The sequence below is a fragment of the Saccharopolyspora kobensis genome (assembly GCF_900108315.1).
In the GTDB taxonomy this organism is placed as follows: Bacteria; Actinomycetota; Actinomycetes; order Mycobacteriales; family Pseudonocardiaceae; genus Saccharopolyspora; species Saccharopolyspora kobensis.
The window spans coordinates 318245-344662 of the sequence record NZ_FNVB01000005.1 but is presented as its reverse complement, the minus strand read 5'-3'; the positions used below and the strand labels follow the sequence as shown (position 1 = coordinate 344662).

Genomic DNA, 26418 nt, shown 5'->3' with positions numbered 1-26418 from the left:
GCCCCGCTGGAGGCGCCCGGCACCGCTCCGCGGCTCAGGCGATGCCGAGCACCGACCGCTCCGCGTCGTCCGCCGGCTCCGCCGCGCGCTGCTGCGGCAGCTCCGCCGCCGGCTCCGCGCCGAGCAGCTCCGCTTCGCGCCCGGCCGCTCGCTCCGCTTCGGCGAGCTCCGCTTCCGGCTCCGGCTCCGCCGATGGTTCCGCGCCGCCGGTGGCGCCGTGCTTGATGGTGTCGACGAACTGGAGGAGCTCCACCGGGAACGGCAGGACCAGGGTGGAGTTCTTCTCCGCGGCCACCTCCACCACGGTCTCCAGCAGCCGCAGCTGGAGGGCCGCCGGGGTGTCGGCCATGACGTGGGCGGCGTCGGCCAGCCTGCGGGAGGCCTGGAACTCGCCGTCGGCGGAGATGACCCGGGAGCGGCGCTCGCGCTCCGCTTCGGCCTGGCGGGCGATGGAGCGCTTCATGGACTCCGGCAGCGAGACGTCCTTGATCTCCACCCGGTCGATGTGCACGCCCCAGCCCAGCGCCGGGCTGTCGATCATCAGCTCCAGGCCCTGGTTGAGCCGTTCGCGGTTGGAGAGCAGGTCGTCCAGGTCGCTCTTGCCGATGATCGAGCGCAGCGAGGTCTGCGCGACCTGGCCGACGGCGAACAGGTAGTCCTCGACGTTGACGATGGCGCGCACCGGTTCCTCGACCCGGAAGTACACCACCGCGTCCACCCGGACCGTCACGTTGTCGCGGGTGATGCCCTCCTGGGCGGGCACCGGCATGGTGACGATCTGCAGGTTGACCTTCCGCATCCGGTCGACCACCGGGATGATCATGGTCAGGCCCGGACCGCGGGTGAGCTCCTGCACCCGCCCGAAGCGGAACACCACTCCGCGTTCGTACTGCTTGACGACCTTGACGCCGGCGGCGGTGCAGAGGACGCCGAGCACGAGGATCACGATGAGCAGTTCGATGAGCATGGCTGGCTCCCGGGCTCGGATTCCGGTCGTGCCCGCGACCCGGCCGCTCGCCGCTGGATCCGCGTGGTGATCCGGCCGGGCCGTCGGCACCACTCGATCGTTGCATCGCAATCGTACGCTCGCGCAAGCGCGCGTGAATCCCCCGTGAACAGGCGTTTCCGCACGTCCCCGCGGCTCGGTGCCGGGCGGTGGCTGCGTAGGCTCGGGCGCATGACGATCGAAGGTCGGCAGGACGGCGCGGAGCGGCCCCAGGAGAAGCAACGCGGACCGGTGGTGCTGCGGCGGTCCCGGTTGAGCGAACCCACCACCACCGATCAGCGGCTGCTGGACTCCCGCGGCCCGTCGGACTGGGTGCACACCGATCCGTGGCGGGTGATGCGCATCCAGTCGGAGTTCGTGGAGGGCTTCGGGGCGCTGGCCGAGGTGCCGCGCGCGGTCACCGTGTTCGGCTCGGCCCGGACGACGCCGGATCACCCGGAGTACGCCGCAGGCGTCGAGCTCGGCGCTGCTCTCGCGAAGATCGGCTGCGCGGTGATCACCGGCGGCGGCCCTGGCGCGATGGAGGCGGTCAACCGGGGCGCCTCGGAGGCCGGTGGGCTCTCCATCGGGCTCGGCATCGAGCTGCCCTTCGAGCAGGGGCTGAACCCGTGGGTCGACCTCGGGGTCAACTTCCGCTACTTCTTCGTCCGCAAGACGATGTTCATCAAGTACGCCCAGGCCTTCGTCTGCCTGCCCGGCGGGTTCGGCACCATGGACGAGCTGTTCGAGGCGCTGACCCTGGTGCAGACCAAGAAGGTCACCAAGTTCCCGGTGGTGCTGTTCGGCAAGTCCTACTGGCAGGGCTTGTACGACTGGATCCGGGACAGCATGCGGGCGTCCGGCAAGATCGGCGACAAGGATCTCGCGCTGCTGCACCTCACCGACGACATCGACGACGCCGTCGGGATCGTGCAGGAGGCCTACGTTGCATGGGAGGCAACGCATTGACCAGTTCCGCACCGGTCGACGTCTCGGTCTGCGTCTACTGCGCGTCCGGGCCGGTCGACCAGCAGCACCTCGACCTGGCCGCCGAGGTGGGGCGCAAGATCGCCAAGCGCGGCTGGACGCTGGTCTCCGGCGGCGGCCGGGTCTCGATGATGGGTGAGGTCGCGCGGGCAGCGCGCGCCGACGGCGGCCGGACCGTCGGAGTCATCCCGCACGCCCTGGTGGACAAGGAGATGGCCGACACCGGGGCCGACGAGCTGCTGGTCGTGGAGAACATGCGGGAGCGCAAGGGCCTGATGGACGCCCACGCCACCGCGTTCCTCGCGCTGCCCGGCGGCATCGGCACCTGCGAGGAGCTGTTCGAGGTCTGGACCGCCCGCTACATCGGCATGCACGACAAGCCGATCGTGCTGCTCGACCCGGACGGCCACTACCGCGGGCTGCTGGACTGGTTGCAGGGGCTGGTCGACAGCGGGTTCGCCAAGCAGCACTCGATGGACGTGCTCTTCGTGACCACCGACGTCGACGAAGCGCTCGACGCCTGCGCCCCGTGACCGCGCCGCTGCGGTTCCGGGACAAGGACGTGCCCCAGAACCGCCCGCTGGTGATGGCCATCGTCAACCGCACCCGCGACTCGTTCTTCGACCGCGGCCGCACCTTCGAGGCCGACGCGGCCACCGCGGCGGTGGACCGGGCGGTGGCCGACGGCGCGGACATCGTGGACATCGGCGGCGTCCGGGCTGGTGCCCAGGGCGAGACCGTGGACGCCGCGGAGGAGGCCCGCCGGGTGGTGCCGTTCGTGGCCGCGGTGCGCGAGCGGCACCCGGCACTGGTGATCAGCGTGGACACCTGGCGGCACGAGGTGGCGCGGCAGGTCTGCGAAGCCGGTGCCGACCTGCTCAACGACACCTGGGCCGGGGCCGATCCGGAGCTGGCCGGGGTGGCCGCGGAGTTCGGCGTCGGCGTGGTGTGCTCGCACACCGGCGGGCTGCCGCCGCGCACCGACCCGTACCGGGTGCGCTACTCCGACGTGGTCGCCGAGGTGACCGCCGAGCTGGTCGAGCGGGCCGAGCGGATGGTGCGGATCGGCGTGCCCCGGCAGGGCGTGCTGATCGACCCGACGCACGACTTCGGCAAGAACACCTGGCACGGGCTGGCGCTGCTGCGCCGGGTCGACGAGCTGGTGGCGACCGGCTGGCCGGTGCTGATGGCGCTGTCCAACAAGGACTTCGTCGGCGAGACGCTGGGCACCGCGGTCGACCAGCGCCTGGAAGGCACCCTCGCGGCGACGGCGGTCGCGGCCTGGAGCGGCGCGAAGGTGTTCCGGGCCCACCACGTGCGCGAAACCCGCCGGGTGGTGGACATGGTCGCGGCCATCGCGGGCACCCACCCGCCGGACCAGGTCCTCCGGGCCTTGGCGTGAACTGCCTGAGTCTTCCGGGCCCGTTCTGGGGGGCGGTGCAAGCGTCGTAGGTGGGTCATGCGCCCAGCGGCGCAGGCGACACCTTCCGGGGCGCGGCACGTGGAGCGCGGCGGTGGTGGCTACCGGCCAGGATGCGAAGGTTCAACGGGAACTGCTGATCAGGCGGTGCCGAGGGCGCGGTCCAGGAGGTCGGTGAGCGCCGGGATCGGGATGTCCGGGCGTACTTCGCGCAGGAGCGGGACCAGGCGCAGCCAGCGCGACTGCACCCGCCGCGGGCTGAGCGGGTCGCGGGAGAGCTCCTCCACCAGCTCGGCGAGCCGCCAGAGCGATTCGTCGCGAGCCATGCCCGGCTCCGGGTGCTGCTCCACCACGCCGATCAGCTGCGCGAGGTAGTCGCGGATCTGCGTGCGCGCGTGGTCCCGCGGCGCGTAGGTGGTCGCGGCGTCCAACCGCGAGGCTCCGGACGTCGTTGCCGGGGCGCTGTTGTCGGGCACGGCGAACGCCTCCTGATTGCTCGCGCGGCTCATCCGACTCCGCAGTGTGGCCGGATTCGCCGGTTGTCAACGCATTTCCCAGTTGACTCCACCCGAACGGCGCACTGTGATCGAGGTCATCGAACACCGGATCGCGAAAGGACTTTGGTCCTCTTGTGCAAGAGCGGTGACAGTGGTCGGAAATAACCGTAGAGTCGCTACTTGTGAAGGCTGATGCGCTCCGCGGCCACCTGGACGCCCTCTTGCTGGCCACGCTCGACGGCAGGGCGTTGCACGGCTACGCGATCATCGAGGCGCTGCAAGAACGCAGCGGTGGTGCTCTCGACCTGCCGACCGGCACGGTCTACCCGGCGCTGCGCCGACTCGAGCGCGCCGGATACGTGCAGAGCACCTGGAGCACCGTGGGCGGCCGCCAGCGCCGCACCTACCGGCTGACCCAGGCGGGCGTGCAGACGTTGCAGGCCGAGCGGCTGGCGTGGCGCGAGTTCACCAGCGCCATCGAGGGCGTTCTGGAAGCCGCGCCGGCGAAGACCTGACCGTGGCCGCGGCGGTTCGCCGTCCGTGCCACGATTGACGACCGTGGCTAGTGCGCTCATCTACCTCTTCGCGGTGCTCGCCGTGGCCGCGGTGGTGTACCTGCTCGCGACGCTCGTCTTCGGGCGTGGCGAGGAGCTGTCCCCGCTGCCGCCAGGCTCGACGCCGACCCGCCTGCCCCCGGCCGACATCGAGGGCGCCGACGTGCGCGCGCTGCGGTTCCAGCAGGTCCTGCGCGGCTACAAGGCCTCCGAGGTGGACTGGGCGCTGGAGCGGCTCGCCGGGGAGATCGACGAGCTGCACGGCCGCATCGCGGTGCTGGAGCGCCAGCTCGACGTCGCGGGCGAGCAGCTGCAGGAATCCCGCGCCGCGCGCACCGACGAGCCGGAGGGCTGAGCCGTGCGCCCGGTCGAGATGCGGTTCACCGTCCCGGTCCAGGCACCTCCCGAGGTGGTGTGGGCCGCGGCGACCGACTGGGCCCGGCAGGGCGAGTGGATGCTGGGCACCGAGGTGCACCCGGTCGGCGACGCGGCCGGGCCGGGCGGGCGGCTGATCGCGGTGACCGGCTTCGGCGGGCTCGGCTTCGTGGACCGGATGGAGATCGTGGAGTGGGTGCCGCCGCGCAGCTGCCGGGTGAAGCACGTCGGCGAGCTGGTCGTCGGTGCCGGCGGGTTCGATGTGGTCCGGTGCGGGAACGCGGCGTCGACCTTCGTCTGGTGGGAGCGGCTGACCCTGCCGACCGGCGCGGCGCTGGTCTGGCCGGTGGTGCGCCCCGCGTTCGCCTGGGGCATGCGCCGGTCGCTGGCCGCGTTCGCGCAGTTCTGCCGCGAGTACGACAGGAGAGGGAAGTGAGCGGATCCGGCGCCGTGCTCGGCGCGGATGGCAAGGCCCGGTGCCCGTGGGGCGCGGGGCACGCGGACTACACCGAGTACCACGACCGCGAGTGGGGCGTCCCGCTGCGCGGTGTCGTGGAGCTGTTCGAGCGGATCACCCTGGAGTCGTTCCAGTCCGGGCTGTCCTGGCTGACGATCCTGCGCAAGCGCGAGGCGTTCCGCAGCGCGTTCGCCGGGTTCGAGCCGGAGAAGGTGGCGGCCTTCGACGACTCCGACCGGGAGCGGTTGCTCGCCGACGCCGCCATCGTCCGCAACCGGGCGAAGATCGACGCGGCGATCCGCAACGCGGGAGCCGTGCTGCGGCTGGACGAGCCGCTGGACGACCTGCTCTGGTCGTTCGCCCCGGAACGCCGCGAACACCGCCCGGCCACGCTCGAGGAGGTCCCGGCGATCACCCCGGAGTCGACGGCGATGGCCAAGGAGCTCAAGCGCCGCGGCTTCGTCTTCGTCGGCCCGACGACCTGCTACGCCCTGATGCAGGCCACGGGAATGGTCGACGACCACCTCACGGACTGCTGGCGGGCTTCCTGACGGTTCTGCGTGGCGGCGCGGGTGGCGGAACCTCAGAGGCCACCTGGCCGCGGGACCCCGTTCTTGTGCATGCCCGATCTGACCGTGGTTGGTCTGCGGGTTCGCCTCGTTGCCGCTGCTTCGGCGGCGGCGAGCGTTTCGGCAGGCCATGGCCCGTGAGCGCTTTGGGGTGCTATGACGCCCCGAAGCACTCACGGGACCTGACCAGGCACGTCCGTCAGCGGCCGGTGAAGTTGGGGGTGCGCTTGGCGACGAAGGCGGACACCGCTTCCCGGTGGTCTGCCGTGGCACCGGCTTCCGCCTGGGCTCCGGCCTCGACCGCCAGCGCTTCGGCGAGGCCTTCGGCCGCCGCGGCCAGCGCGGTTTCCTTGATGCGGGCGTAGGCGAACGTCGGGCCGGCCGCCATGCGGGTCGCCAGCTCCATCGCCGCGCCGGTCGCCTCGCCCTCGCCGACGACCCGGTTCACCATGCCGATGCGCAGCGCCTCCTCCGCGGCCACCGGCTCGGCCAGCAGGAGCATCTCCATCGCGCGGCCGTAGCCGATCAGCCGGGGCAGCGTCCAGGACGCGCCGGAGTCGGTGGACAGGCCGACGTTGGCGAAGGCCATCAGGAACTTCGCGTTCGACGCCGCCACCCGCAGGTCGCAGGCGTAGGCCAGCGATGCGCCCGCGCCCGCGGCAGTGCCGTTGACCGCCGCGATCACCGGCTTCGGCATGCTCGTCACGGCCCGGATGATCGGGTTGTAGTGCTCCTCGACCGTCTTCAGCGGGCTCGGGTCGTCGGCCTCCAGCAGCGCGACGTGCTCCTTGAGATCCTGCCCCGCGCAGAACGCCTTGCCCGCGCCGGTGATCACCACGGTGCGCACCGAATCGTCCGCGGCCGCGTCGCGCAGCGCGCTGATCAGGGCCTGCTTGAGCTCGACGTTGAGCGAGTTGAACGACTCGGGGCGGTTCAGCGTGAGCAGGCGCACACCGGCGGTGTCCTCGGTCAGCAGTACGTCGGTCACTTCGAACTCCTTGCCTCGCGGTCCGCTGCGGCATCTCGGCCGGGACGGCGCGCCGGGTTCCAAAGTGGACTCCGCGGCTCGCCCGATGTCCCAGGTGGACAGTGTTGTCGCAGGTCGCCGGGGTGATGGCGGCGGTGGACCGCCGCGCGCGGCGACCAGCGGCGCGCCGGCTGCCGCGGGCCGTCGCCAGGTGGCCCGCGACGACCCCGAAACAGCCCGCACGAGCGGTGAGTCTGCCAGCCCCGGCGGGCATTCGACCAGCGCACGGGCGACACGAGTTGATCGGTTCGGTTTCGTCCCAGCCTCGGGATGGGGGAGAATGGGGGTGAACCCGAGCTGGTTGTGGCGATCAGCGGGGTAAAGAGTTCACGGAGGGAGCACGCTATGGCGGCCATGAAGCCCCGGACCGGTGACGGTCCCCTCGAGGTGACTAAGGAGGGACGCGGCATCGTGATGCGCGTTCCGCTTGAGGGTGGTGGGCGGCTCGTCGTCGAGATGTCGGTCGAGGAGGCCAAGAACCTGGGGGACGCCCTGGAGTCCGCCACCGGCTGAGGCCGCCGGCCGGCGACCTCGGAGGTGCCGCGGCAGGACAGCCGCGCGGTGCCTCCGCCCGCTGAGGCCGCAGCGCAGCGTCGACGACGAGTGGCGAGCACTCTTCGCCGCGGTCGGGCCCCGGTGCCGAGGACGGCACCGGGGCCGTCGTCGACTGGCAGGTCCCCGCGGTCGGCTGCGGACCGTGTCCGACCGGGTGACGACGGTAGTTTCGAGTGTGCGCGGTCAGTCCGTGCAGGAAGGTCTTCTCGTGTCCGGTGCCTCAGTGTTCCGCCCCGCCCAGCCGGCCCGCGATGCGGATCCGGCGCTGCCCGCGATCCCGACCGCACTGGTCGAAGTGGACGTCGTGCGGCAGTGGCGGGACGGCGTGCCCGGTGCGGTCCCGGTCTTCGACGGCGAGTCGGGGCCCGATCTGGCCGCCGCGGCTGAACAGTTCGATGTGGACGCCGCGGTGCTGGAGGCTGTCGGCGTGTCGGCCTCGGCCGGCGCGGTGCGCGCGCTGCCGCTGCGCACCGGTGGCCTCGGCTGGGCCGTCGGAGTCGGCTCCGGCGAGGCCGCGAAGTGGCGCAGCGCCGGTGGTGCGCTGGCGCGCGCGGTGCGCGAGCGGCTCAACGGCGTGGCCGAATCCGACGACGAGACCGGTGATCTCGGCGAGGCGTCCGACGCGGACTACCTCCAGGTGAAGCTGCCCGCCGACGTCGACGGCGACATCGTCTCGGCGCTGACGCTGGGCCTGGCGCTCGGCGGCTACCGGTTCCGCGTGTCGCGCGGCCCGGTCCCGCCGCGGCTGCGGAAGGTCCTGCTGGTCGCGCCGGAGGGCGCCGACGTGGCGGCGCTGGGCGAGCAGGCCCGCCGGGCCCGCGAGCTGGCCGCGGCGACGGCCCTCGCCCGCGACCTCGCGAACACCCCGTCCAACGTCAAGGACCCGGCCTGGCTCACCGGCATCGCCGCGGAGCTGGCCGCCGACGTCCCGGACCTGACCGCCACCGTGCGCGACGAGAAGTGGCTCGCGGACAACGGTTTCGGCGGCATCCTCGCCGTCGGCGGCGGCTCGGCGCGGCCGCCGCGACTGCTGGAGCTGACCTACCGCCCGAAGGACGCGGCCGGACCGCACCTGGTGCTGGTGGGCAAGGGCATCACCTTCGACACCGGCGGCATCTCGATCAAGCCCGCCGAGGGCATGCACCTGATGCGCACCGACATGTCCGGCGGCGGCGCGGTCATCGCGGCGCTGCTGACCATCGCGCGCCTCGGCCTGCCGGTGCGGGTCACCGGCCTGGTGCCGTCGGCGGAGAACCACGTCTCCGGCAGCGCCTACCGGCCCGGTGACGTCGTCCGGCACTACGGCGGCACGACCACCGAGGTCGGCAACACCGACGCCGAGGGCCGGATGGTGCTCGCCGACGCCATCGCCTACGCGGTCGACAAGCTCGAACCGGACGTGCTGGTGGACGTCGCGACGCTGACCGGTGCGATGAAGGTCGCGCTCGGCCTGCGCACGGGCGGGCTGTTCGCCTCCGACGAGGGCCTGGCCGAGCAGGTCCGCGCGGCCGGTGCGGGCGTCGGCGAGGCCTGGTGGCGGATGCCGCTGCTGGAGGACCACGCGGAGGCCGTCCAGGGCGAGCTGGCGGACGTCAAGCAGACCCCGGCCGGACCGGGCGGCATCACGGCCGCGCTGTTCCTCCGCGAGTTCACCGGCGGCCTGCCGTGGGCGCACCTGGACATCGCGGGTCCGGCGCGGGCGGACAAGGACTACAACGAGGTCGTGTCGGGCGCCACCGGGTTCGCGGCCCGCAGCCTCGTCGAGCTCGCCGCCACCCTCACCAAGCCCTGACGCGGCGACCACCGCGGAACGTCACCCGGGTGCTGGTCCGCGAGAAGTCGACCAGTGCCCGGGTGAGCGTCGACTTCTCGCGAAGTCGACCGCTCCCGGGGTGACGGCGAAGGTGCGGAAGGTCCGGACCGCTGGTGGTTGGGGGCGGTCTGCGGGCCAGGCCAGGCCGATCGTGCGGTGGGCCGGTGGGTTCAGCGGGATCTCGACGGTGTCCGGGGCCGGGCCGGTGTCGGCGGGTGGTAGCACCGCGACGCCGAGCCCGGCCGCGACGAGGCCGCGCACGGTGTCGACCTCCTCGCTCTCGAAGGCCAGCCGCGGCTCGAAGCCGGCGCCTTCGGCCAGCCGCACGAAGATCTGCCGCAGCCCGTAGCCGGGGCGCATCGCGACGAAGTCCTCCGCGGCGAGATCGGCCAGCGGCAAGGTCCGGCGGCGGGCCAGCCGGTGCCCGGCGTGCAGCACCGCGACCAGCGGTTCTTCCAGGATCGTCGCGCTCGCCCAGCGGGGATCGCCCGCGGGCAGCGGTGCGATCAGGCAGAGATCGATCTCGCCCGCCCAGGTCCGGGCGAGCATGTCGTCTCGCGCGCCCTGGACCAGCGAGAACCGCACCCGCGGGTGCTGGTCGCGGAAACCGCGCAGCAGCGGGGGCACCAGGTTGCTGCCCATCGTGTGCTGGAAGCCGAACGTCACCTGGCCGCGTTCCGGGTCGAGCTCCTCGACCACCGCGCGGCACCCGGTCTCCAGGCGCTGCATCGCCTCCTCAGCGGCTTCGGCCAGCAGCGCGCCCGCACGGGTCAGGTGGATGCCGCGCCCCTGCCGGGCGATGACCGGAGCGCCGAGCTGTTCGCCGAGCCTGGCGAGGGCACGGCTGACCGTCGGCTGTGGAACGCCCAGGATTTCCGCAGCTCGTGTGAGATGGCCCTCGGCGGCCACGGTGCGCAGCATCGCCAGGGTTGGAGCCAGGTGGGCCGCGAGCTGGGGCGCGTCGACGGGCGCCTGCGATTGATTCGCCACCGCATCGATGATGCGCCATCGACGTATTGGACGCATCAATCGGTGCTGCTTAATTTCGGTCGCGTGGACCAGGCACGAACCAACCGCATCCGCATCGCACTGCTGCTCGGAGCGTTGGCGCTGTTCGCGCTGCTCTACGCGCCCCAGCCGGTGCTGCCGCAGTTCGCCGAAGCGTTCGCACTGGCTCCGGGGACGGTCGCGCTGCTGATCTCGGCGGCGACGCTCGGGCTGGCGGTGGCGGCGATCCCGCTCGGCGCGCTCGCCGAAGCCGTCGGCCGCCGCCGGGTCATGATCGGCGCGCTGCTGGTGGCCGAGGTCCTGGGCCTCCTGCTGCCGTGGATTCCGGTCTTCCCGGTGCTCGTCGTCGTCCGCCTGCTCCAGGGCATCGCGATCGCCGGCCTGGCCGCGGTGGCGACCGCCTACCTGGCGGAGGAGACCGGCGGGAAGAACCTGGGCGCGGCCATGGGCCTCTACGTCGCGGGCACCACCATCGGCGGCATGACCGGCCGGCTGCTGGGCGGTGTGGTCGGCGACTTCGCCGGCTGGCGGGGCGGAGTGCTCGCCGTGGCGCTGCTCGCGGCGGTCTGCACCGCGTTCTTCGTGGTGCTGCTCCCAGCCGAGCGCAACCACCAGCGCAAGCCGCTGTCGCTCGGCCCGCTGTTCGGCGGCTTGCGCGCAGCGGTGCGCGATCCCGTGCTCTACGGGCCGTACCTCGTCGCCGCGCTGGGCATGGGTTCGTTCGTCACGGTCTACAACGTGCTCGGCTTCCGCCTCACCGCACCGCCCCTGCTCGTGCCGCCCGCGCTGGCCGCGCTCCTCTTCCTCGCCTACGCGGCGGGCACCGTGACCTCGACGCTGGCCGGGCGGGCCGCCGACCGCTACGGGCGCACGAGGGTCCTGCTCGGCGGGCTCGCGGTGACCGCGCTCGGACTGCTGCTGATGCTTTCCGGCAGCCTGATCGTGATCGTGCTCGGCCTGGTGGTGTTCACCGGCGGGTTCTTCGCCGCGCACTCGGTGGCCAGCGGCTGGGTCGGAGTCCGGGCTTCAGCGCAGGCCCGCAGCCAGGCGTCGGCGCTGTACCAGCTGGCCTACTACGGCGGCAGCAGCGTCGGCGGCGTGGTGGGCGGCGCGGCCTACGGCAGCTGGGGCTGGTCCGGGATGACGGTGTTGCTCTGCTGCTGGCTCGCGGCCGCGGCCGCGGCGGTGTGGCTCGCGCAGATCAGGTCGCGTCGGAGTCGAACGGCGGGCGCTCGCCGGGCTCCAGCGGTCGCTGCGGCGGCTTCGGCTGGCTCGACGGCGGAGCATGGCCGTTGCCGTTCGAGTTGAGGTCGAGCGGGTTGTCCCCGTCGAACAGGTGCTTGGTCACCGCGGTGCGCGGGTTGAAGTCGCGGATGCCGCGCAGGTCCTCCAGCGGCTTGCGCAGATCGTCGAACTCCGGGCCGAGCTCGGACTTGATCTGATCGCGCGCCCCGGTCGCGTACTCCTTGACCTGGCGAACGGTCTTGCCCAGCCACGCCGCACCCTGCGGCAAGCGCTCCGGGCCCAGCACGAACAGACCGACCACGATGAGCACGAGGAGCTCGGGCCAGCCGATGCTATCGAACACCTCTCGACTACCTCCGGGTCCTCGCCGCCCGCGGACCAGCACCGCGCGAGCTGCCAACACCCCCAGCGTACCCACCGGGTGAATCCGGTTGGAGGGGGAAGTGGCCCAACACGGTGCCTTCCCGCGGAGGTGCGCAGGCGTTCACTTCAGCGTCACGTCCAGGACCAGCTCGCGCCCCTGCCGCACCACCGCGACCGGGATCCGCTCGCCGACCTGGTGCCGGTCCACCGCCACGACCAGCTCGTCGGCGCTGCCGACCTTCCGCTCGCCGACCCGGATGATCACGTCGCCCTCGGCGATCCCGGCCGCCGCCGCGGCGCTGCCGTCCTGCACGTTCTGCACCTGGGCGCCGTCGGCGAGGCCGTCGCTCACCGACTTGGCGTTGACCCCCAGGTCGGCGTGCTGGACGTGGCCGGTGCGGATCAGCTCCTGGGCGATCCGCCGGGCGTCGTCGATCGGGATCGCGAAGCCCAGCCCGATCGAGCCGCCCTCGCCGCCCGCGCCGAGGGTGCGGATCGCGCTGTTGATGCCGACCACCGCGCCGTTGCCGTCGACCAGCGCGCCGCCGGAGTTGCCCGGGTTGATCGCGGCGTCGGTCTGGATGGCGTCGATCACCGCGTTGGTGTCGGTGCCCTCCCCGGCCAGCCGCATCGGGCGGTGCACCGAGCTGACGATGCCGGTGGTCACCGTGCCCGCCAGGCCCAGCGGCGAGCCGATGGCGATCACGTCGTCGCCGACGGCGAGGCTGTCGGAATCGCCGAGCTGGGCCACCGTCGGGTTGGACACCTCGACCTTGATCACCGCGAGGTCGGTCTTGACGTCGCGGCCCACGATCCGCGCCGGGGCCCGCGTGCCGTCGTGGAACACGGCGGAGACCTGCGCGTTCGGGGTGTCGGCGGCCATCGAGACGACGTGGTTGTTGGTCAGCACGTAGCCCTCTCCGTCGATGACCACGCCCGAACCGCTGCCGCCCTGCGCGCCGACGCGCACCTCGATCGAGACCACGGCGGGCACCACGCGCTGCGCGACGGCGGCCACGGTGCCCTTCGGCCGTTCCTTGGCCGGTTCCACCTCGGCCAGCGTCACCGACGGGTTGAGCAGCGGGTTGCCCTCCTCGGCGGTGATCCGGCCCAGGAACCCGCCGGCGAGGCCGACGAGCAGGGCGACCACGGCGAGGATCACCAGCGCGCGTGGCTGCACGCGGCGGCCGAACAGGACTTCGCGGGCGCTCAGCAGCGGGCCCGTCTCCTTCGGCTCGGACTCCTCGTCCTGCTCGGCGGAGGCGGCGGGCGGGCCGAGCATCGCGCCCGCGGCCGGGTTGCGCCACGGGTCGCGCTCGTCGGAGTTCCACAGCACCGGCTCCTCGGCCGGTTCCGGCGTCACCGGCCGCTCGCCGGGAGCCCGCTGGAGCAGTTCACCGCTGTCCTCGGGGCGGCCGAAGGCGCTGGCCAGCGGGGCAGCCGGGGGAGCGGTGCGCTCGATGCCGCGCACCGGGGCGGTGCGCCGGTTCGGGTCGAAGCTGCCGGTCACGCCCTGCGGGCGGCGGAAGGAGGAGCTCTGCGCCGGATCGACCGGCGGGCGGTGCAGCGGCTTCGGTGCCAGGCGGGGCGGTTCCGCGGAGCCGTTCGCGGTGGAAGGTCGCGGGGCGGCGCTGGCCGGCACGCCGCGCGCGGCGGACGGGGACGCCCCCTGCCACGGGTGCATCGGCTGAGCCGGCCGCCCGTTGGATTCTGGCCGGCCTGCGCGGGGCTCGTCCCGACGTCCGTGCTCGTCGTCCGGGCCCTGCGCGGGCGTTCCTGGCTGGTCGGTCATCGCTCCCCGGGCATGCGGTCGGACTCGTCCCTTCGAGTGGATCACACGGGCGTGGCACCCGTGCCACCGGCACCTGGGCCCACTGCCGGTGCGCTCATTCTGCCGGGCGAACGGTGAAGTCCGTGTTGGAGAGGCGAAGAAAACCGCGGTGACGCGGTCCGGATCAGTTCTGCGGGGCCGCGCTCGACGTGGTCGTCGTCGGTGCGGGTTCGGCGGCCGGGGGCACGACGGCGGCCACCAGCGGCGCAGGCGGCTCGGCGCGGGTCGTCTCCGGCGGCAGCGAATCGCGGGCGGAGGCGGGGACCACGGCGAACTCCCCGCCCGGCTGCGGGCCGGGCAACCCGGGGATCGGCTTGCCGTCCTCGTCCGCGGGCAGGTTCATCAGCGCGAGCGCGCCGAGCACGAGGCCGGAGAACACCACGCCGGCGCCCTGCTTGGTGCGCCGGCCCATCCGGCGGGCCGGTTCGGGCGCGCCGGGATCACCGGCAAAAGGGCGGGAGCTGCCCAGGGGCTGCTGCCCGCCGCCGAGCGGCGTCGTGGAACCCAGGACGGCGCCGGTGCCGAACCGGCGCGCGCGATCGGGGCGGGAGACGGTGACGAGCTGGCCGTCCTCGGTCAGCGCGAGGCCTTCGGGCTGGCTCGGGAGCTCGGCGTGCGTCGGTATGGCCTGCAGCGCCTGCAGGAGGGACGGCGAGATCGACGGGGTCCCGGCAGCCTTCACCGCGGCCCGGGCCTGCCGCTGGGCGGCGGCGTCCGACGTGCACGCGGGACACCGGGCCAGGTGGGCGGCGGCGCGGTCATGGGCGTTCGGGCTCAGTTCCCCGTCCACGAAAGCGACGATCGCGTCCAGCGCGAGGTGCTGCTCGGGCAGACCCCACCCACGCAAAACCGTCATCCGTCTCAAACCTCCCGGGCTTGCTCGCGGCGAGACTCCAAGGTGGCCTTCAGCATCTGGCGTCCGCGGTGGATCCTGCTGCGCACGGTTCCGAGCTTGACGCCCAGCGTCGTCCCGATCTCCTCGTAGGAGAGGCCCTCGACGTCGCAGAGCACCACTGCGGCCCGGAATTCCGGGGGCAGCTCGTCCAGCGCCGACTGCAGGTCGGGGTCGAGGTGGGTGTCGTGGAACACCTGCTCCGGGCTCGGACCGCCGCCCGGCAACCGGTCGGTGTCCTCGGGCAGGCCCTCCATCCGCAGGCGGGACCTGCGGCGGGCCATGTCCAGGAACAGGTTCGTGGTGATCCGGTGCAGCCACCCCTCGAACGTCCCCGGCTTGTACGAGGCGAGCGAGCGGAACACGCGGATGAAGGTCTCCTGGGTGAGGTCCTCCGCGTCGTGCTGGTTACCGGTCAGGCGGTACGCCAGCCGGTACACCCGGTCGGCGTGCTGCCGCACGACCTCGTCCCACGACGGTGGGGTCCAGGCGACCTCCTCAGCGGGCGAGACGGTGCTGGGTCGAACACCGGTGCTCGGTCGAACACTGGGGGCCACACTCATCGGCTGAGTTGCCATTGGGCGAAAAGCCACCTCCTGCGCTTTGCATCTACCAGAACGAGCGGGTCGGGCTGGTTGTTCCCGGCCCTTCGGAGTGGAGATGCCGACTGGTGTCGGTCATGACGTCATCACTCTCGTCTGCGCTGGTGAGGTGGCCTTAATAGAGGCCTGAGAGCAGCCTGAGAACCTGGCGTGATCTACGTCTCATCGAGAGTCGCCGGAAACGGCCCACTAACGATGTCGACCGCGCGGGTCACGGATGAGCACAACATCGATAACCTTTCGCGTTGTGATCCCCGAGACGCCGCTCGGTGCCGGGCCCGCGGGCCGCGAGCAGACGCCGCTGCGCATGCCCGATGGCCCGCAGGGCACATCGGTCGGTGCGTCGCCGCTGCACGTGCTGCGCTTCCTGGCCGCGGCGTTGCAGGCGAAGGCCGCCGTGGAGGTCGGCACCGGCTCGGGCGAGACCGCTCTGTGGCTGCTCCGCGGCATGGTGCCGGACGGCGTGGTGACCTCGATCGACGCGGACGCCTCGGTGCACCGCGAGGCCCGCGGCACGCTGCGCGACGCGGGCGTCCCGGCCAGCCGCACCCGGCTGATCGCCGGCCGCGCGGTCGACCTCATGCCCCGCCTCACCGAGGGCGGCTACGACCTGGTCTCGGTGAACATCGCGACCACTGAGTACCCGCAGTACCTGGAGCTCGGCCTGCGCCTGCTCCGGCCGGGCGGCGTGATCGTCTTCGCCGGCACCCAGCTGGCCGGGCCGGACACCCGCGGCGCGATGGCCCAAGCCCTGCGCGAGCTCATCCGCGAGGTGCAGTCCGACGACACCCTCGTCCCGGTCACGCTCCCGACCGGGCCGGGTCTGCTGGCCATCACCAAGCGCACCTGACCCGGCGAAGGGCATCCCCGGTCGCCCGGCGATGCCCTTCTCGGCCGGTCAGGCCGGTGAGACGGAGAGCAGCTTGCCCGCCAGGCCCCGGGAGCGGGTGGACAGCCGCTTGGCGATGTCGTTGAGGACCACCGCGGCCGGGGAGTCCGGCGCCTCCAGCACCAGGGGCGTGCCCGCGTCGCCCGCCTCGCGCAGGCGCGGGTCGAGCGGGACCTGGCCGAGCAGCGGCACCTCGGTGCCCAGCGAGCGGGACAGCGAGTCGGCCACCAGCTGACCGCCGCCGGAGCCGAAGACCTCCATCCGCTGGCCGTCGGGCAGCTCCATCCAGGACATGTTCTCCACCACGCCGGCCAGCCGCTGGCGGGTCTGCATGGCGATCGCGCCCGCGCGCTCGGCGACCTCGGCCGCCGCCTGCTGCGGCGTGGTGACCACCAGGATCTCGGCGTTCGGGATGAGCTGCGCGGTGGACAGCGCCACGTCGCCGGTGCCGGGCGGCAGGTCCAGCAGCAGCACGTCCAGGTCGCCCCAGAACACGTCGGCGAGGAACTGCTGCAGTGCGCGGTGCAGCATCGGCCCGCGCCAGACCACCGGGGTGTTGCCCGGGGTGAACATGCCGATGGAGATGACCTTCACGCCGTGCGACTGCGGCGGCATGATCATCTTCTCCACCTGGGTGGGCTTGCCGCCCGCGCCCAGCATCCGCGGCACCGAGTGGCCGTAGATGTCGGCGTCCACCACGCCCACCGACAGCCCGCGCTCGGCCATCGCGGCGGCGAGGTTCACCGTCACGCTGGACTTGCCGACGCCGCCCTTGCCCGAGGCCACGCAGTACACGCGGGTCATCGAGCCCGGCTCGGCGAAGGGGATGCGCGGTTCGGCGGCGTCGCCGCGCAGCGTCTTGCGCAGCTCGGTGCGCTGCTCGTCGCTCATCACGTCCAGCTCCACCTGGACGGAGCCGACGCCGTCGACGGCGGCCACCGCGTCGGTGACCCGCTGGGTGATGGTCTCCCGCATCGGGCAGCCCTTGACCGTCAGGTAGACCTCGACCAGCACGGCGCCGCCGTCGCCGATGGACACGCTCTTCACCATGCCCAGGTCGGTGATCGGCCGCCGGATCTCCGGGTCCTCGACCTGGCTGAGGGCCTTGCGGACGGCGTCCTCGGTGGGCGCGGACTGCGTACTGGTCACGGTTACCTCGGCAAGCTGTTGGGAACTTCGCGGAGAGGACCAAGGTTCTCACACGGCCCCTCGGGGCGACTCCAATGCTACGGATCGGTAGCCCGCCCGGAACAGGGGCGATGGCCTGCGGGGCCGGTTCACGCCGGGTGACCGCCGGGTGTTCGGCGGGGGCGCTGCGCAGTCGGGTGAACGCGGACCGTAATATAAATCTTCGTGGCCGAGACGGCTCTTGATCGATTACCGACTCGAAGCGAATTGCTGGCGTACCGCAGTTTCCTCCGCGCGCACGCCCGGGTCACGCGTTGCCTGGAGGGCGACCTGATCGCCGAGCAGCGGCTCACGCTGGCCGCGTACGACGTGCTCGAAGCGCTGGCCGAGGCGCCGGAGCGCCGGTTGCGGATGACCGAGCTGGCCGACGTCGTGCTGCTGTCCCGCTCCGGGGTGACCAGGTTGGTGGACCGCCTCGAGCGGCTCGGGCTGGTGCGACGCGTCCGGGTGGATTCCGACGGCCGGGGCGTGCAGGCGGTGATCACCGAGAGTGGTGAGAACCGGCTGCGGACGGCGCTCGCCACGCACCGCAGCGGCGTCGCGCGGTACTTCCTGTCGGCGACCGCGGGCGAGCTGGAGGCGCTGGTGCGCACCTTCGAGCGGCTGGCCGACGGGGGTGTGCCGTCGCCGCCGGGGCAGCGTGCGCAAGCATGAGGACGTGCCAGAAGCGAAGTACTCGACGTCCGAGGTGATCCGCGCGGTCGGGCTGGTGCGGTTCGCCGACCGCAGGCTGTTGCTGGTCCGCGCCGACTACCAGGACGCCTTCTACCTGCCCGGCGGCAAGATCGACCCGGGCGAGACCGAGGTGCAGGCGCTGCACCGGGAGATCCGCGAGGAGCTGGGCGTCGAGCTGGTGCGGCCGGACTTCTACCGCCGCTACGAGACGGACGCGGTCGGCCAGGGCGAAGGCGTCCAGGTGTCGCTGAGCTGCTACTCGGGCGAGCTCGACGGCGAGCCCGTCCCGGCGGCGGAGATCGCCGAACTCGCCTGGATGACCCGCGAGGAGTACCTGGCCCGCCCGGTCACGGCGCCCGCGATCGTCGCCCTCTACGCCGACCTCGACCCCGCCTGATCAAGCATCCCCGAAGCACCAAGAACCCGCCGTCACCTGACGAACTTCCGCAATTTCAATGGAAATCGCACCTCCAATTTCAATGGAACTTGCACCCCCTTCGGCGTGTCGGGCACCGACACGCCGAAGGTGCGTCGGGATCCACGCAATTTCAATTGAAATTGCACGTCCAATTTCAATTGAAATTGCATCCGACCCCGCCCGGCCCTCGACGCCGTCCGGCTCCGTCCGGCCCTCGACCTTGTCCGGTTCTCGACCCCCGACCCTGCCTGACCCCGTACGACCCTGCCTGACCCCGTACGACCCTGCCTGACTCCGTCCGGCCCACGACGCCGTCCGACCCCGTCCGGCTCCGTCCGACCCACGACCCCGTCCGGCTCCGTCCGACCCCCGACCCCCCGGCCCCGTCCGGTGCGCTTGATTAGGGGCGGATTCGGCGTTTGTCCGTCTGGGGCGAGAGGCCTGGGAGTTCTTCGCGGAGGCGGTCGAGTTCGCCGCGCAGGTAGTCGCGGGTGGCCACCTCGCCGATCGCCAGGCGCAGGGCGGCCAGCTCGCGGGCCAGGAAGTCGGTGTCGGCCTTGGTCTGCTCGGCGCGCGCCCGGTCCTCCTCCAGCGAGATGCGGTCGCGGTCGTCCTGGCGGTTCTGCGCCAGCAGGATCAGCGGCGCGGCGTAGGACGCCTGGGTGGAGAACGCCAGGTTGAGCAGGATGAACGGGTACGGATCCCAGCGCAGGCCGACCGCGAACAGGTTCACGCCGATCCAGGTCACCACGAAGAGCGTCATCCAGAACAGGAACGTGCCGGTGCCCAGGAACCGGGCGATGCGCTCGGAGAACCGGCCGAAGATCTCCCGGTCGAAGCTGATCGACAGGCGGTGCGCCGGTCGGGGTTGGTCGAGTCGGCGATGGGTCAGCAGCTCGGGCATCAGCGCGGCTCCCGTTTCGGCGGTGGGTTCGGTTCGGCTTCGGGCAGCCCGCTCTCCCGCCAGCCCTCCGGCAGCAGGTGGTCGAGCACGTCGTCGACGGTGACCGCGCCGATGAGGTGCTCCTCGTCGTCGAGCACCGGACCGCAGACCAGGTTGTAGGCGGCGAAGTAGCGGGTCACCTCGGTCAGCGGGGCCTGCGCGGACAGGCACGCCAGATCGGTGTCCAGCGCGCCGGCGACCAATGTGGACGGTGGTTCGCGGAGCAGCCGCTGGATGTGCACGCAGCCCAGGTAGCGGCCGGTCGGGGTGGCCGACGGCGGTCGGCAGACGAAGACCAGGCTGGCCAGCGCCACCGGCAGATCCGGGTTGCGCACCAGGGCGAGGGCCTCGGCGATGGTCGCGCTCGGTTCGACGACCACCGGTTCCGGCGTCATCAGGCCGCCCGCGGTGTCGGAGGAGTACTCCAGGAGCCGTTTGACGGGCGCCGACTCCTCCGGCGCCATCAGGCCGAGCAGCCGCTCCTTGTCCACTTCGGACAGCTCGGCGAGCAGGTCGGCGGCGTCGTCCGGGCTCATCGCCTCCAGCACGTCGGCGGCGCGCTCGTCGTCGAGGTGGCTCAGCAGGTCCTTCTGGTCCTCCTCCGGGAGCTCCTCGACGACGTCGGCGAGCCGTTCGTCGTCCAGCGCCTCGGCGACCTCGTAGCGGCGCTTGGACGGCAGCTCGTGCAGGGTGCTGGCGACGTCGACCGCGCGCATCGTGTCGAACATGGCCAGCAGCTGCTGCACGCCCTGCGGGCGGCCGGTGACCTCGGCGAAGCCCAGTCCGCTCACCTGGTCCCAGGCCAGCACCCGGGTCGGGCCCCAGCGGCCGAGCCTGCCGGTGCGCTCGCGGACCGCCAGCTTGCTCAGCTGCCAGTCGCGGGTGCGGGTCTGCTCCATCGCGACGTCGACCAGCACGGCGGGAGTGCCCGCCGGGTCGACGGCGACCCGCGCGTCGAGGAGCTGGCCGAGCACCAGCAGTTCGTTGGGGCGCTGGTGGAACTTCCGCAGGTTCACCGATCCGGTCGCCAGCGTCACCGCGTTGGGCTCGATCCGGGTGACCCGCAGCATCGGCACGAAGATGCGGTGGCGGGTGGGCAGCTCGACGACCGCGCCGAGGACGCGCGGCGGCCGCCGCCCGATGCTCAGCCCGGCGACCACGTCGCGCACTCGACCGATCGATTCGCCGTCCGGCCCGAACACCGGTAGCCCGGCCATCCGGGCGGCGAAGACCCTGGTCGCGGCAACCACGCGATCAGGTTAGGCACTGATCGGTCGGCCCGCCGCCTGGACGAGCCGGGTGACCTTCGGCACGCACTGCACCGCCGCCCGGCGTGGTACGACACATGCAGCTCTCGTCGTTGAGGTGTCCTGTCGGCGGATGGCGTCCGCCAGGCGACCACCTCAGCAGGACAACCAGCGATCTCTCAGGAGGACAACGTGGACGGTCGACGTGCCCGGCGCAGCTGCCTGGCGGTGCCCGGTTCCAGTGCGAAGATGATCGACAAGGCGCGCGGTCTCGCCGTCGACCAGTTCTTCCTGGACCTGGAGGACGCGGTGGCACCGCTGGCCAAGGCCGAGGCCAGGGACCGGATCGTCGGCGCGCTCAACGAGGGCGGCTGGGACGGGAAGATCCGCTCGGTGCGGGTCAACGCGCTCGACACCGAGTGGACCTACCGCGACGTGGTGACCGTCGTGGAGGGCGCGGGCGCCGAGCTCGACACGATCGTCCTGCCGAAGGTCAGCACCGCCGAGCACGTGCGCTGGCTGGACCTGACGCTGACCCAGATCGAGCGGGCGACCGGGCTGGAGGTCGGCCGGATCGGCATCGAACCGCAGATCGAGGACGCCGCGGGCCTGGTCGAGGTGGACGCGATCGCCACCGCCTCGCCGCGGGTGGCGGCGCTGGTCTACGGCCCGGCGGACTTCATGGCCTCGATCAACATGCGTTCCCTGGTGGTGGGTCACCAGCCGCCGGGCTACGACGTGGGCGACGCCTACCACTACACGCTGATGCGCATCCTGATCGCGGCCCGCGCGGCCGGGGTGCAGGCCATCGACGGCCCGTACCTGCAGATCAAGGACGTGGACGGGTTGCGGCGGGTCGGCGGCCGCACGGCGGCGCTGGGCTTCGACGGCAAGTGGGTCCTGCACCCGGCCCAGGTGGACGCGGTGAACGAGCTGTTCTCGCCCCGCCAGGAGGACTACGACCACGCGGAGAACATCCTGGACGCCTACGAGTGGCACACCTCGGCGGCCGGTGGCGCGCGCGGCGCGGCGATGCTCGGCGACGAGATGATCGACGAGGCCTCCCGAAAGATGGCCCTGGTGATCGCGGGCAAGGGCCGAGCGGCCGGGATGACCCGAACGGACCGCTGGACACCCCCGGAAGCATGACCGGACACCGAGGCCCCGCCTCGGTCACCCGCGGCGGTCATCCCGTCGGCTGAGCGGCGGGTCGCGGGTGGTTGGTCCGCGAGGGTTGAGGTTGCGGGGCATTGGGGGTCAGAAACGCCGTTCCGGGGCCACCGGGCGGTGTTCTCGCGGTAGGTTTCGGGTGATCCGCAGGTGTCGACGGAGAGGGCGGATTCCGAGGTGGCCACCGCGGCTGGAGCGGAGAACGAGCAGGAACTGCGCTTGGCGCTGGCGATGCGCGGCGGTGCGAGCATGGCCGTGTGGATCGGCGGCGCCGTCGCCGAGATCAACCGGCTGCGCACCGCGCTGGTCGACGCCGACGACGGAGCGCACCCGTGGGCCGCGCTGGCGCAGCTGTCCGGCTACGACTCGGTCGCCGTCGACGTGCTCGCCGGCGCGTCGGCCGGTGGGCTCAACGCCACGCTGCTGGCCACCACCCTGGTCTACGGGATGCCCTTCGACCGGATGCGCGAGATCTGGGTGCGGTTGGGCGACGTGGAGGCGATGTCCCGGCCGCTGCCGAAGTTCTGGCAGCCCAGCCCGCCGTCGCTGCTGGAGGGCGACGACTACTTCCGCACCGAACTGGTGAAGGTCATCACCGGCAACGTGCCCGCCGAGCCGGACCTGCCGAACAACCGAGCCGACCTGCTGCTCACCGCGACGCTGCTGGACCCGGTCGTGGAGCAGCGCCTCGACTCCCGCTCCGAGCCGATGCTCCAGGAGCGGCGCACCGCGTCGTTCTCCTTCCAGCACCGGGGCCGGGCGGGTGATCCGCTGTCCGACTTCGGCGCGGGCGAGCGGTTCGACGCCACGGTGCTGCGGCTGGCGCACGCGGCCCGCGCCACCTCGGCGTTCCCGTTCGTCTTCGAACCCGCTCGGGTGTTCTCCTCGCTGGGCGAGCCACCGGCGGGCGAGCCGAACATGGTCGGGCTGTTCTCCGAGACGACGCCCGATTCCGGGCGATCGCCGTTCCGCGTGATCGACGGCGGTGTGCTGGACAACATCCCGGTGTCGGCGGCGATCCGCGCGATCACCGAAGCCCCGGCGGACCGCCCCACGCAGCGGTGGCTGCTGTACCTGAACCCGGACCCCGTCGCCTCCCGCGCGCAGCGCCGCGAGCCGGGGCACGCCGTGCCGGTCACGCTTTCCGCGCTGCGCGCCCGCATGACCCAGGAATCGCTGCTGGCCGATCTCGACGCGCTGGCCGACCACAACCTCCTCGTGGAGCGAACAGCCTTGCGCCGCAAGGCCTTGTTCGCCCAGCTGCACGCCGCGCCCGACGCGGAGCGGCTCGCCGCCCTGGCGAACCAGGTCGCCGCCGTCGGGCCCGACCACGCCGTGGTGCGCGCGGAACTCGACGCGCAGGCCGCGTACCGGTTGCTCACCGAGCCCGCCGGCAGCGAGGACGGGAAGCTGCTGCCGCCGGTGGTCGGTGATCCGCTCGCGGACTGGTCGGCGCAGGCCCGGACGCAGCTCGCGCGGCGCCTGTCGGACGGGCTCCGGCGCGATGCGACGACGCGCGTCTTCGACGACGCGCACAGCCTGCTCGCCGCGGTCCAGGAGTGCCTCGGCTGGGCGTGGGACATCGAGCGGTGGTCGCCGGAGAGCCGGGAGATCGGGCGCTGCAAGTCGGTGCTCTACCGGTTGCGCACGTTCGCCGAGGTGCTGGAGGGCCACGCCGACCGGTACTGGATCAACGGCGCGAAGCTGGAGCCGATCGTCGAGACCGCCGAGCTCGACGAGTGGGTGCAGCGGGTGCTGCGCCGCCGGACCCGGTTGCAGCACGCGCTGCCCACGCCGATCGCGCCGCTGCTCGGCGAGGTGCTGGGCGAGGCGGAGGGCGGCGCGGACTTCCAGCGGGTGCTGGCCGAGTTCGCCGCCGAGCTGCGGTCCATCGTGGAGTCCTCGGGCGGGGACGCGGTGCCGGACGCCAACGGGATCGACGCGGTGGCCGAAGCGCGCAAGCTGCTGTACCGGGTGGCCGACCGGCTGGCCGCGTTGGCGCCGCCGCGCGAGCGGTGCGACGAGCCCGAGCAGATCGGCTATTCGCTGCTGGAGCGCAGCGACCACCGGGACGAGGTGCTCCAGCAGCTGGTGGTGCTGACCTCGCCGCTGGACGTGGGCCGGGTGCCGGGTACGCGGATCAACCTGCTGCGGGTGGTCAGCGACGAGCAGAGCCCGCTGCCGTTCGCGGCGCTGCGCCGCGGCGAGGGCGTGCCGCTGCGCATCGCGGACAAGATCCGCGGTCTGGACATCGGCAACTTCGGCGCGTTCCTGTCCGCCAAGTGGCGGGCCAACGACTGGATGTGGGGGCGGATGGACTCCGCCGCCGCGCTGGTCGGGCTGCTCACCGATCCGGCACGACTGGTGCGGCGGCACAGCGGTTCGGGGGAGCTCGGCGAGGCGCTGCAGGCGATCGTCAGCCGTCCGACGAAGGCCGAGCTCGGCGAGCTGGACGAGGCGCAGGCCGAGCAGTGGCGCGGTTTCCTGGCCGAGGTGTGGGCGCGGCACGCCGGTGAGGTGCGCGCCGAGCTCGACGCGCTGTTCGCCCGGCCCGACGACGAGCACCCGCTGACCGCGACCCGCGACCTGCTCACCGAGCGTCTGCAGTGGACGATCGCGGCGGAGGAGGTCCCGTACGTCGCGACGGTGGCCGCGGGCGCGGACCAGCGCGGCGGTGGCCGGCCGCCGACGCCCGCGCCTGCGCAGCTGTCGAGCGAGGTCGAGCGCTACTCCGTCGGCCGCCAGCGGTTCGCCGACTTGGGCGAGCGGCGCGCGCTGTCGCTGGCCACCCGCTTCGGTATGCTCGCCTACCGCGCTGCCCGCCCGTCGGGAGGCGGCGTGCTGCCGTGGCTCGGTCGCCGGGCGATGACGCTGATCAAGCCGCTGGCGCTGGCGGTCGTCTACGCCTTGGCCGCGCCTCGGCGGGTGGCACTGCTCGGCCTGTTCGCCGCCACGGCGCTGGCGTTCACCGGCACCGGCGGAATCGGGCAGGTCGGCCTGCAGACGATGTCCGCGGACAGCTACGACTCCCAGCTGTACACCATGACGGCGGTCGCCCCCTACCAGGGATATTGCCCGTTCGGCGGTCAGTGCGAGGGCATCGGTGAGGACTTCGGCTGGTTCGCCTACGCCCCGGTGCACGGGGACTGGACGGCGATCGCGGACTTCTCGGGAACCTCCTTCGGCCCCGGGGTGCTGTTCGCGATGCTGCTGGTGGCGGTCTTCGCGGTGTGGACGGGCAGCCGGATCGGGCTCCGGTTCGGCCGCGGGCTGGCGCGCTGGGTTCCCGCGCTGGCCATCGCCGCAGTGCTGCTCGCGGCGGAGTACTGGCTGTTCAGCACCGGGTTCCGCCTCGGACCGCTCGGCCTGGCGCTGGCGGCGGTGCTGCTGACCTGGCCCGCGGCGATCGCCTACCGGACCGGTGCCCGCATCGGCGCGACCGTCCTGACGGCGCTGGTGTTCGGCGGAGTGCTGGTGCTGGCGGAGCCGGACGCCTACAGCGGTGGCGGCTGGATCCTGCTGGCGGCGGTGCTCGCGGCCTACGCCCACATGCTCCTGCTGAGCACCGTCGACGTCCTCGCCCCGAGGCCGCGGAACACGGCCACCCGCTGACCACCCGACACGCCGACGGTGCGTCCGGTCGCTCCGCAATTTCAATTGAAATTTGACCTCTGATTTCAATTGAAATTGCGCGGTGTCTCCCGGACGGACGTGCTCGTGGTGGGTTGGGGGTTGGAAATCGGGGGGCGCTTGAGAGGGCGGTGGGCGCCTAGAACCTCTCCTTGCGGACGGGCGGTACCGGGGTGGTGTGCGGGGTTGCTTCGGTGAGCGGGGCGGCTGTTCCGGCGACGGCGGCCAGTTGCGGGAGGGTGAGGCAGGACATGCGGTTCGCCGCTGCTGCTCCCCAGGCGTCGAGGCCCGCTTTCGGCAGGTCGCGGGTGGACGCCACGACCACGATGTTGCCCGCTCGGTGGCGCAGCAGGACGGCGGGCTCGGCGAGGACCAGGACGTGCCGGAACACCTCGCCGACGGCGGCGACCGCGCGCAGCGCGAACTCCAGTTCGCCGCCGTCCCAGAAGTTCGCCGCGAACAGGCCGCCGGGCCGCAGCACCCGCGCGATGTCGGTCAGGAACTCGACGGTGGCCAGCTCGGTGGCCACGCTGCCCGCGCGGAAGACGTCGAGCACCACCAGATCGGTGCTTCCGTCTGGCGCTTCCCGGATGCCCGCGCGCCCGTCCTGCACGCGGACCTCCAGCCCCGGCACCTCGTCCAGCGCGAGGTGCTCGCGCACCAGCTCCACGAGCGGTTCGTCGAGCTCGAACGCGGTCTGCTCGGAACCGGGCCGGGTGGCGGCGACGTAGCGGGGCAGCGTGCACCCGGCGCCGCCGAGGTAGGTGGCCGACACGGCGGTGCCCGCTGGCCAGTGCCGGTCGACGGCCTGCGCGATCCAGGCGACGTACGGGAACTTCAGGTAGGTCGGGTCGGCGAGGTCGACGAAGGACTGGGAGATGCCGTCGACGGCCACGGTCCAGCCGGCGGCCCGGTGCGCATCGGGGATCAGCTCGGCGTCGCCGAACCAGACCGCCCGTTCGATGCCGACCCGATCCACGGCACTCACCCCCGCCAAAACCCTAGCCAAGGAAGCCCGGGACTTGCGCTCAACCCGAGTTGAGCGGACAGGCTACGGCCCGAACGCGCAACGAGATCG

Annotated in this window: 27 protein-coding genes; 15 read left to right on the top strand and 12 right to left on the bottom strand. The window is 72.5% G+C overall.

Annotation, left to right across the window (positions count from 1 at the left end):
• Positions 1–34: 34 nt before the first annotated feature.
• Positions 35–967 (bottom strand): slipin family protein, encoded by a 933-nt coding sequence (locus C4T78_RS18470; protein ID WP_093349268.1) that lies wholly within the window; start codon positions 965–967, stop codon positions 35–37.
• Positions 968–1177: 210 nt separating this feature from the next.
• Here C4T78_RS18470 and C4T78_RS18465 point away from each other — a divergent pair, with 210 nt between their 5' ends.
• From C4T78_RS18465 to folP, 3 genes are read left to right on the top strand one after another with little or no spacing between them, the layout of a single operon-like run.
• The gene (locus C4T78_RS18465) at positions 1178–1954 is read left to right on the top strand and encodes an LOG family protein (protein ID WP_093153021.1); all 777 of its coding nucleotides are present in this window, start codon (positions 1178–1180) and stop codon (positions 1952–1954) included.
• Complete coding sequence (locus tag C4T78_RS18460; protein WP_093349266.1) at positions 1936–2505, top strand: LOG family protein; 570 nt, start codon at positions 1936–1938, stop codon at positions 2503–2505. The genes C4T78_RS18465 and C4T78_RS18460 overlap by 19 nt, the downstream gene beginning before the upstream one ends.
• Before the next feature lie 53 nt (positions 2506–2558).
• Positions 2559–3374: a dihydropteroate synthase gene (gene folP, locus C4T78_RS18455; RefSeq protein WP_093350078.1), complete on the top strand. Its 816-nt coding sequence runs from the start codon at positions 2559–2561 to the stop codon at positions 3372–3374.
• Between the two features lie 158 nt (positions 3375–3532).
• Here folP and C4T78_RS18450 read toward each other — a convergent pair whose 3' ends face one another.
• Positions 3533–3901 carry a hypothetical protein gene (locus C4T78_RS18450; protein WP_235863289.1) on the bottom strand — a complete coding sequence of 123 codons (369 nt, stop codon included), beginning with the start codon at positions 3899–3901 and terminating at the stop codon, positions 3533–3535.
• A 170-nt stretch (positions 3902–4071) separates the two neighbouring features.
• Between C4T78_RS18450 and C4T78_RS18445 the strand changes: the two genes are divergently transcribed.
• From C4T78_RS18445 to C4T78_RS18430, 4 genes are read left to right on the top strand one after another with little or no spacing between them, the layout of a single operon-like run.
• Positions 4072–4404 (top strand): PadR family transcriptional regulator, encoded by a 333-nt coding sequence (locus C4T78_RS18445; protein WP_093153028.1) that lies wholly within the window; start codon positions 4072–4074, stop codon positions 4402–4404.
• Positions 4405–4447: 43 nt separating this feature from the next.
• The gene (locus tag C4T78_RS18440; protein WP_093349263.1) at positions 4448–4798 is read left to right on the top strand and encodes a DivIVA domain-containing protein; all 351 of its coding nucleotides are present in this window, start codon (positions 4448–4450) and stop codon (positions 4796–4798) included.
• 3 nt (positions 4799–4801) lie between these two features.
• On the top strand, positions 4802–5254 hold the full coding sequence (locus C4T78_RS18435) for an SRPBCC family protein (protein ID WP_374703882.1): 453 nt from the start codon (positions 4802–4804) through the stop codon (positions 5252–5254).
• Positions 5251–5826: a DNA-3-methyladenine glycosylase I gene (locus C4T78_RS18430; RefSeq protein WP_093349260.1), complete on the top strand. Its 576-nt coding sequence runs from the start codon at positions 5251–5253 to the stop codon at positions 5824–5826. The genes C4T78_RS18435 and C4T78_RS18430 overlap by 4 nt, the downstream gene beginning before the upstream one ends.
• 217 nt (positions 5827–6043) lie before the next feature.
• Here C4T78_RS18430 and C4T78_RS18425 read toward each other — a convergent pair whose 3' ends face one another.
• On the bottom strand, positions 6044–6832 hold the full coding sequence (locus tag C4T78_RS18425; RefSeq protein WP_093349258.1) for an enoyl-CoA hydratase-related protein: 789 nt from the start codon (positions 6830–6832) through the stop codon (positions 6044–6046).
• A 384-nt stretch (positions 6833–7216) separates the two neighbouring features.
• Between C4T78_RS18425 and C4T78_RS18420 the strand changes: the two genes are divergently transcribed.
• Entirely contained in the window at positions 7217–7384 is a 168-nt protein-coding gene (locus C4T78_RS18420) for a DUF3117 domain-containing protein (RefSeq protein WP_009949794.1), read from the top strand.
• Between the two features lie 250 nt (positions 7385–7634).
• Positions 7635–9218: a leucyl aminopeptidase family protein gene (locus C4T78_RS18415; protein WP_235863286.1), complete on the top strand. Its 1584-nt coding sequence runs from the start codon at positions 7635–7637 to the stop codon at positions 9216–9218.
• Between the two features lie 21 nt (positions 9219–9239).
• Here C4T78_RS18415 and C4T78_RS18410 read toward each other — a convergent pair whose 3' ends face one another.
• Complete coding sequence (locus tag C4T78_RS18410) at positions 9240–10229, bottom strand: LysR family transcriptional regulator (protein WP_235863283.1); 990 nt, start codon at positions 10227–10229, stop codon at positions 9240–9242.
• Between the two features lie 63 nt (positions 10230–10292).
• Here C4T78_RS18410 and C4T78_RS18405 point away from each other — a divergent pair, with 63 nt between their 5' ends.
• Positions 10293–11555 (top strand): MFS transporter, encoded by a 1263-nt coding sequence (locus C4T78_RS18405; RefSeq protein ID WP_093349256.1) that lies wholly within the window; start codon positions 10293–10295, stop codon positions 11553–11555.
• Here C4T78_RS18405 and C4T78_RS18400 read toward each other — a convergent pair.
• The 4 genes from C4T78_RS18400 to sigE form a co-directional block, all read right to left on the bottom strand.
• Positions 11449–11835: a sec-independent translocase gene (locus C4T78_RS18400; RefSeq protein ID WP_093153045.1), complete on the bottom strand. Its 387-nt coding sequence runs from the start codon at positions 11833–11835 to the stop codon at positions 11449–11451. The two genes, C4T78_RS18405 and C4T78_RS18400, sit on opposite strands and share 107 nt — an antisense overlap.
• Positions 11836–11976: 141 nt before the next feature.
• Positions 11977–13647, bottom strand: coding sequence for a S1C family serine protease (locus C4T78_RS18395; protein WP_177247484.1), 1671 nt, complete (start codon positions 13645–13647; stop codon positions 11977–11979).
• A gap of 163 nt (positions 13648–13810) precedes the next feature.
• Positions 13811–14542, bottom strand: a complete 732-nt coding sequence (locus C4T78_RS18390) for a zf-HC2 domain-containing protein (protein ID WP_177247483.1) — start codon at positions 14540–14542, stop codon at positions 13811–13813.
• Positions 14543–14547: 5 nt separating this feature from the next.
• Positions 14548–15141 (bottom strand): RNA polymerase sigma factor SigE, encoded by a 594-nt coding sequence (sigE, locus tag C4T78_RS18385; RefSeq protein ID WP_093349251.1) that lies wholly within the window; start codon positions 15139–15141, stop codon positions 14548–14550.
• 286 nt (positions 15142–15427) lie between these two features.
• Between sigE and C4T78_RS18380 the strand changes: the two genes are divergently transcribed.
• Positions 15428–16030, top strand: coding sequence for an O-methyltransferase (locus tag C4T78_RS18380; protein ID WP_093349249.1), 603 nt, complete (start codon positions 15428–15430; stop codon positions 16028–16030).
• 48 nt (positions 16031–16078) lie between these two features.
• Here C4T78_RS18380 and C4T78_RS18375 read toward each other — a convergent pair whose 3' ends face one another.
• Positions 16079–17218, bottom strand: a complete 1140-nt coding sequence (locus C4T78_RS18375; RefSeq protein ID WP_093349246.1) for an Mrp/NBP35 family ATP-binding protein — start codon at positions 17216–17218, stop codon at positions 16079–16081.
• A 246-nt stretch (positions 17219–17464) separates the two neighbouring features.
• On the opposite strand from C4T78_RS18375, the gene C4T78_RS18370 reads away from it, so the two are divergent.
• Entirely contained in the window at positions 17465–17911 is a 447-nt protein-coding gene (locus C4T78_RS18370; protein WP_093349244.1) for a MarR family winged helix-turn-helix transcriptional regulator, read from the top strand.
• A gap of 4 nt (positions 17912–17915) precedes the next feature.
• Positions 17916–18329 (top strand): NUDIX hydrolase, encoded by a 414-nt coding sequence (locus C4T78_RS18365; RefSeq protein ID WP_235863276.1) that lies wholly within the window; start codon positions 17916–17918, stop codon positions 18327–18329.
• Between the two features lie 421 nt (positions 18330–18750).
• Here C4T78_RS18365 and C4T78_RS18360 read toward each other — a convergent pair whose 3' ends face one another.
• A complete protein-coding gene (locus C4T78_RS18360) occupies positions 18751–19254 on the bottom strand; it encodes a DUF1003 domain-containing protein (RefSeq protein ID WP_093349239.1) in 504 nt (167 codons plus the stop codon).
• On the bottom strand, positions 19254–20543 hold the full coding sequence (locus C4T78_RS18355) for a magnesium transporter MgtE N-terminal domain-containing protein (RefSeq protein ID WP_235863273.1): 1290 nt from the start codon (positions 20541–20543) through the stop codon (positions 19254–19256). Before C4T78_RS18355 ends, C4T78_RS18360 begins: the two co-directional genes overlap by 1 nt.
• A 189-nt stretch (positions 20544–20732) precedes the next feature.
• Here C4T78_RS18355 and C4T78_RS18350 point away from each other — a divergent pair, with 189 nt between their 5' ends.
• Both C4T78_RS18350 and C4T78_RS18345 read left to right on the top strand, forming a co-directional pair.
• Positions 20733–21689 (top strand): HpcH/HpaI aldolase/citrate lyase family protein, encoded by a 957-nt coding sequence (locus tag C4T78_RS18350; RefSeq protein ID WP_093349233.1) that lies wholly within the window; start codon positions 20733–20735, stop codon positions 21687–21689.
• A gap of 171 nt (positions 21690–21860) precedes the next feature.
• A complete protein-coding gene (locus tag C4T78_RS18345; protein WP_235863272.1) occupies positions 21861–25322 on the top strand; it encodes a patatin-like protein in 3462 nt (1153 codons plus the stop codon).
• A gap of 157 nt (positions 25323–25479) precedes the next feature.
• Here C4T78_RS18345 and C4T78_RS18340 read toward each other — a convergent pair whose 3' ends face one another.
• Positions 25480–26328, bottom strand: coding sequence for a spermidine synthase (locus tag C4T78_RS18340; RefSeq protein WP_093349228.1), 849 nt, complete (start codon positions 26326–26328; stop codon positions 25480–25482).
• Positions 26329–26418 lie beyond the last annotated feature (90 nt).

What these genes read in the sequence shown, in the direction of transcription:
- C4T78_RS18460 (WP_093349266.1), top strand. Translation starts at nt 1,936, where the DNA reads ATGGGAGGCAACGCATTGACCAGTTCCGCACCGGTCGACGTCTCGGTC.
- C4T78_RS18465 (WP_093153021.1), top strand. Translation starts at nt 1,178, where the DNA reads ATGACGATCGAAGGTCGGCAGGACGGCGCGGAGCGGCCCCAGGAGAAG.
- C4T78_RS18470 (WP_093349268.1), bottom strand. Translation starts at nt 967, where the DNA reads ATGCTCATCGAACTGCTCATCGTGATCCTCGTGCTCGGCGTCCTCTGC.
- C4T78_RS18360 (WP_093349239.1), bottom strand. Translation starts at nt 19,254, where the DNA reads ATGCCCGAGCTGCTGACCCATCGCCGACTCGACCAACCCCGACCGGCG.
- C4T78_RS18420 (WP_009949794.1), top strand. Translation starts at nt 7,217, where the DNA reads ATGGCGGCCATGAAGCCCCGGACCGGTGACGGTCCCCTCGAGGTGACT.
- C4T78_RS18390 (WP_177247483.1), bottom strand. Translation starts at nt 14,542, where the DNA reads ATGACGGTTTTGCGTGGGTGGGGTCTGCCCGAGCAGCACCTCGCGCTG.
- C4T78_RS18395 (WP_177247484.1), bottom strand. Translation starts at nt 13,647, where the DNA reads ATGACCGACCAGCCAGGAACGCCCGCGCAGGGCCCGGACGACGAGCAC.
- sigE (WP_093349251.1), bottom strand. Translation starts at nt 15,141, where the DNA reads ATGAGTGTGGCCCCCAGTGTTCGACCGAGCACCGGTGTTCGACCCAGC.
- C4T78_RS18450 (WP_235863289.1), bottom strand. Translation starts at nt 3,901, where the DNA reads ATGAGCCGCGCGAGCAATCAGGAGGCGTTCGCCGTGCCCGACAACAGC.
- folP (WP_093350078.1), top strand. Translation starts at nt 2,559, where the DNA reads ATGGCCATCGTCAACCGCACCCGCGACTCGTTCTTCGACCGCGGCCGC.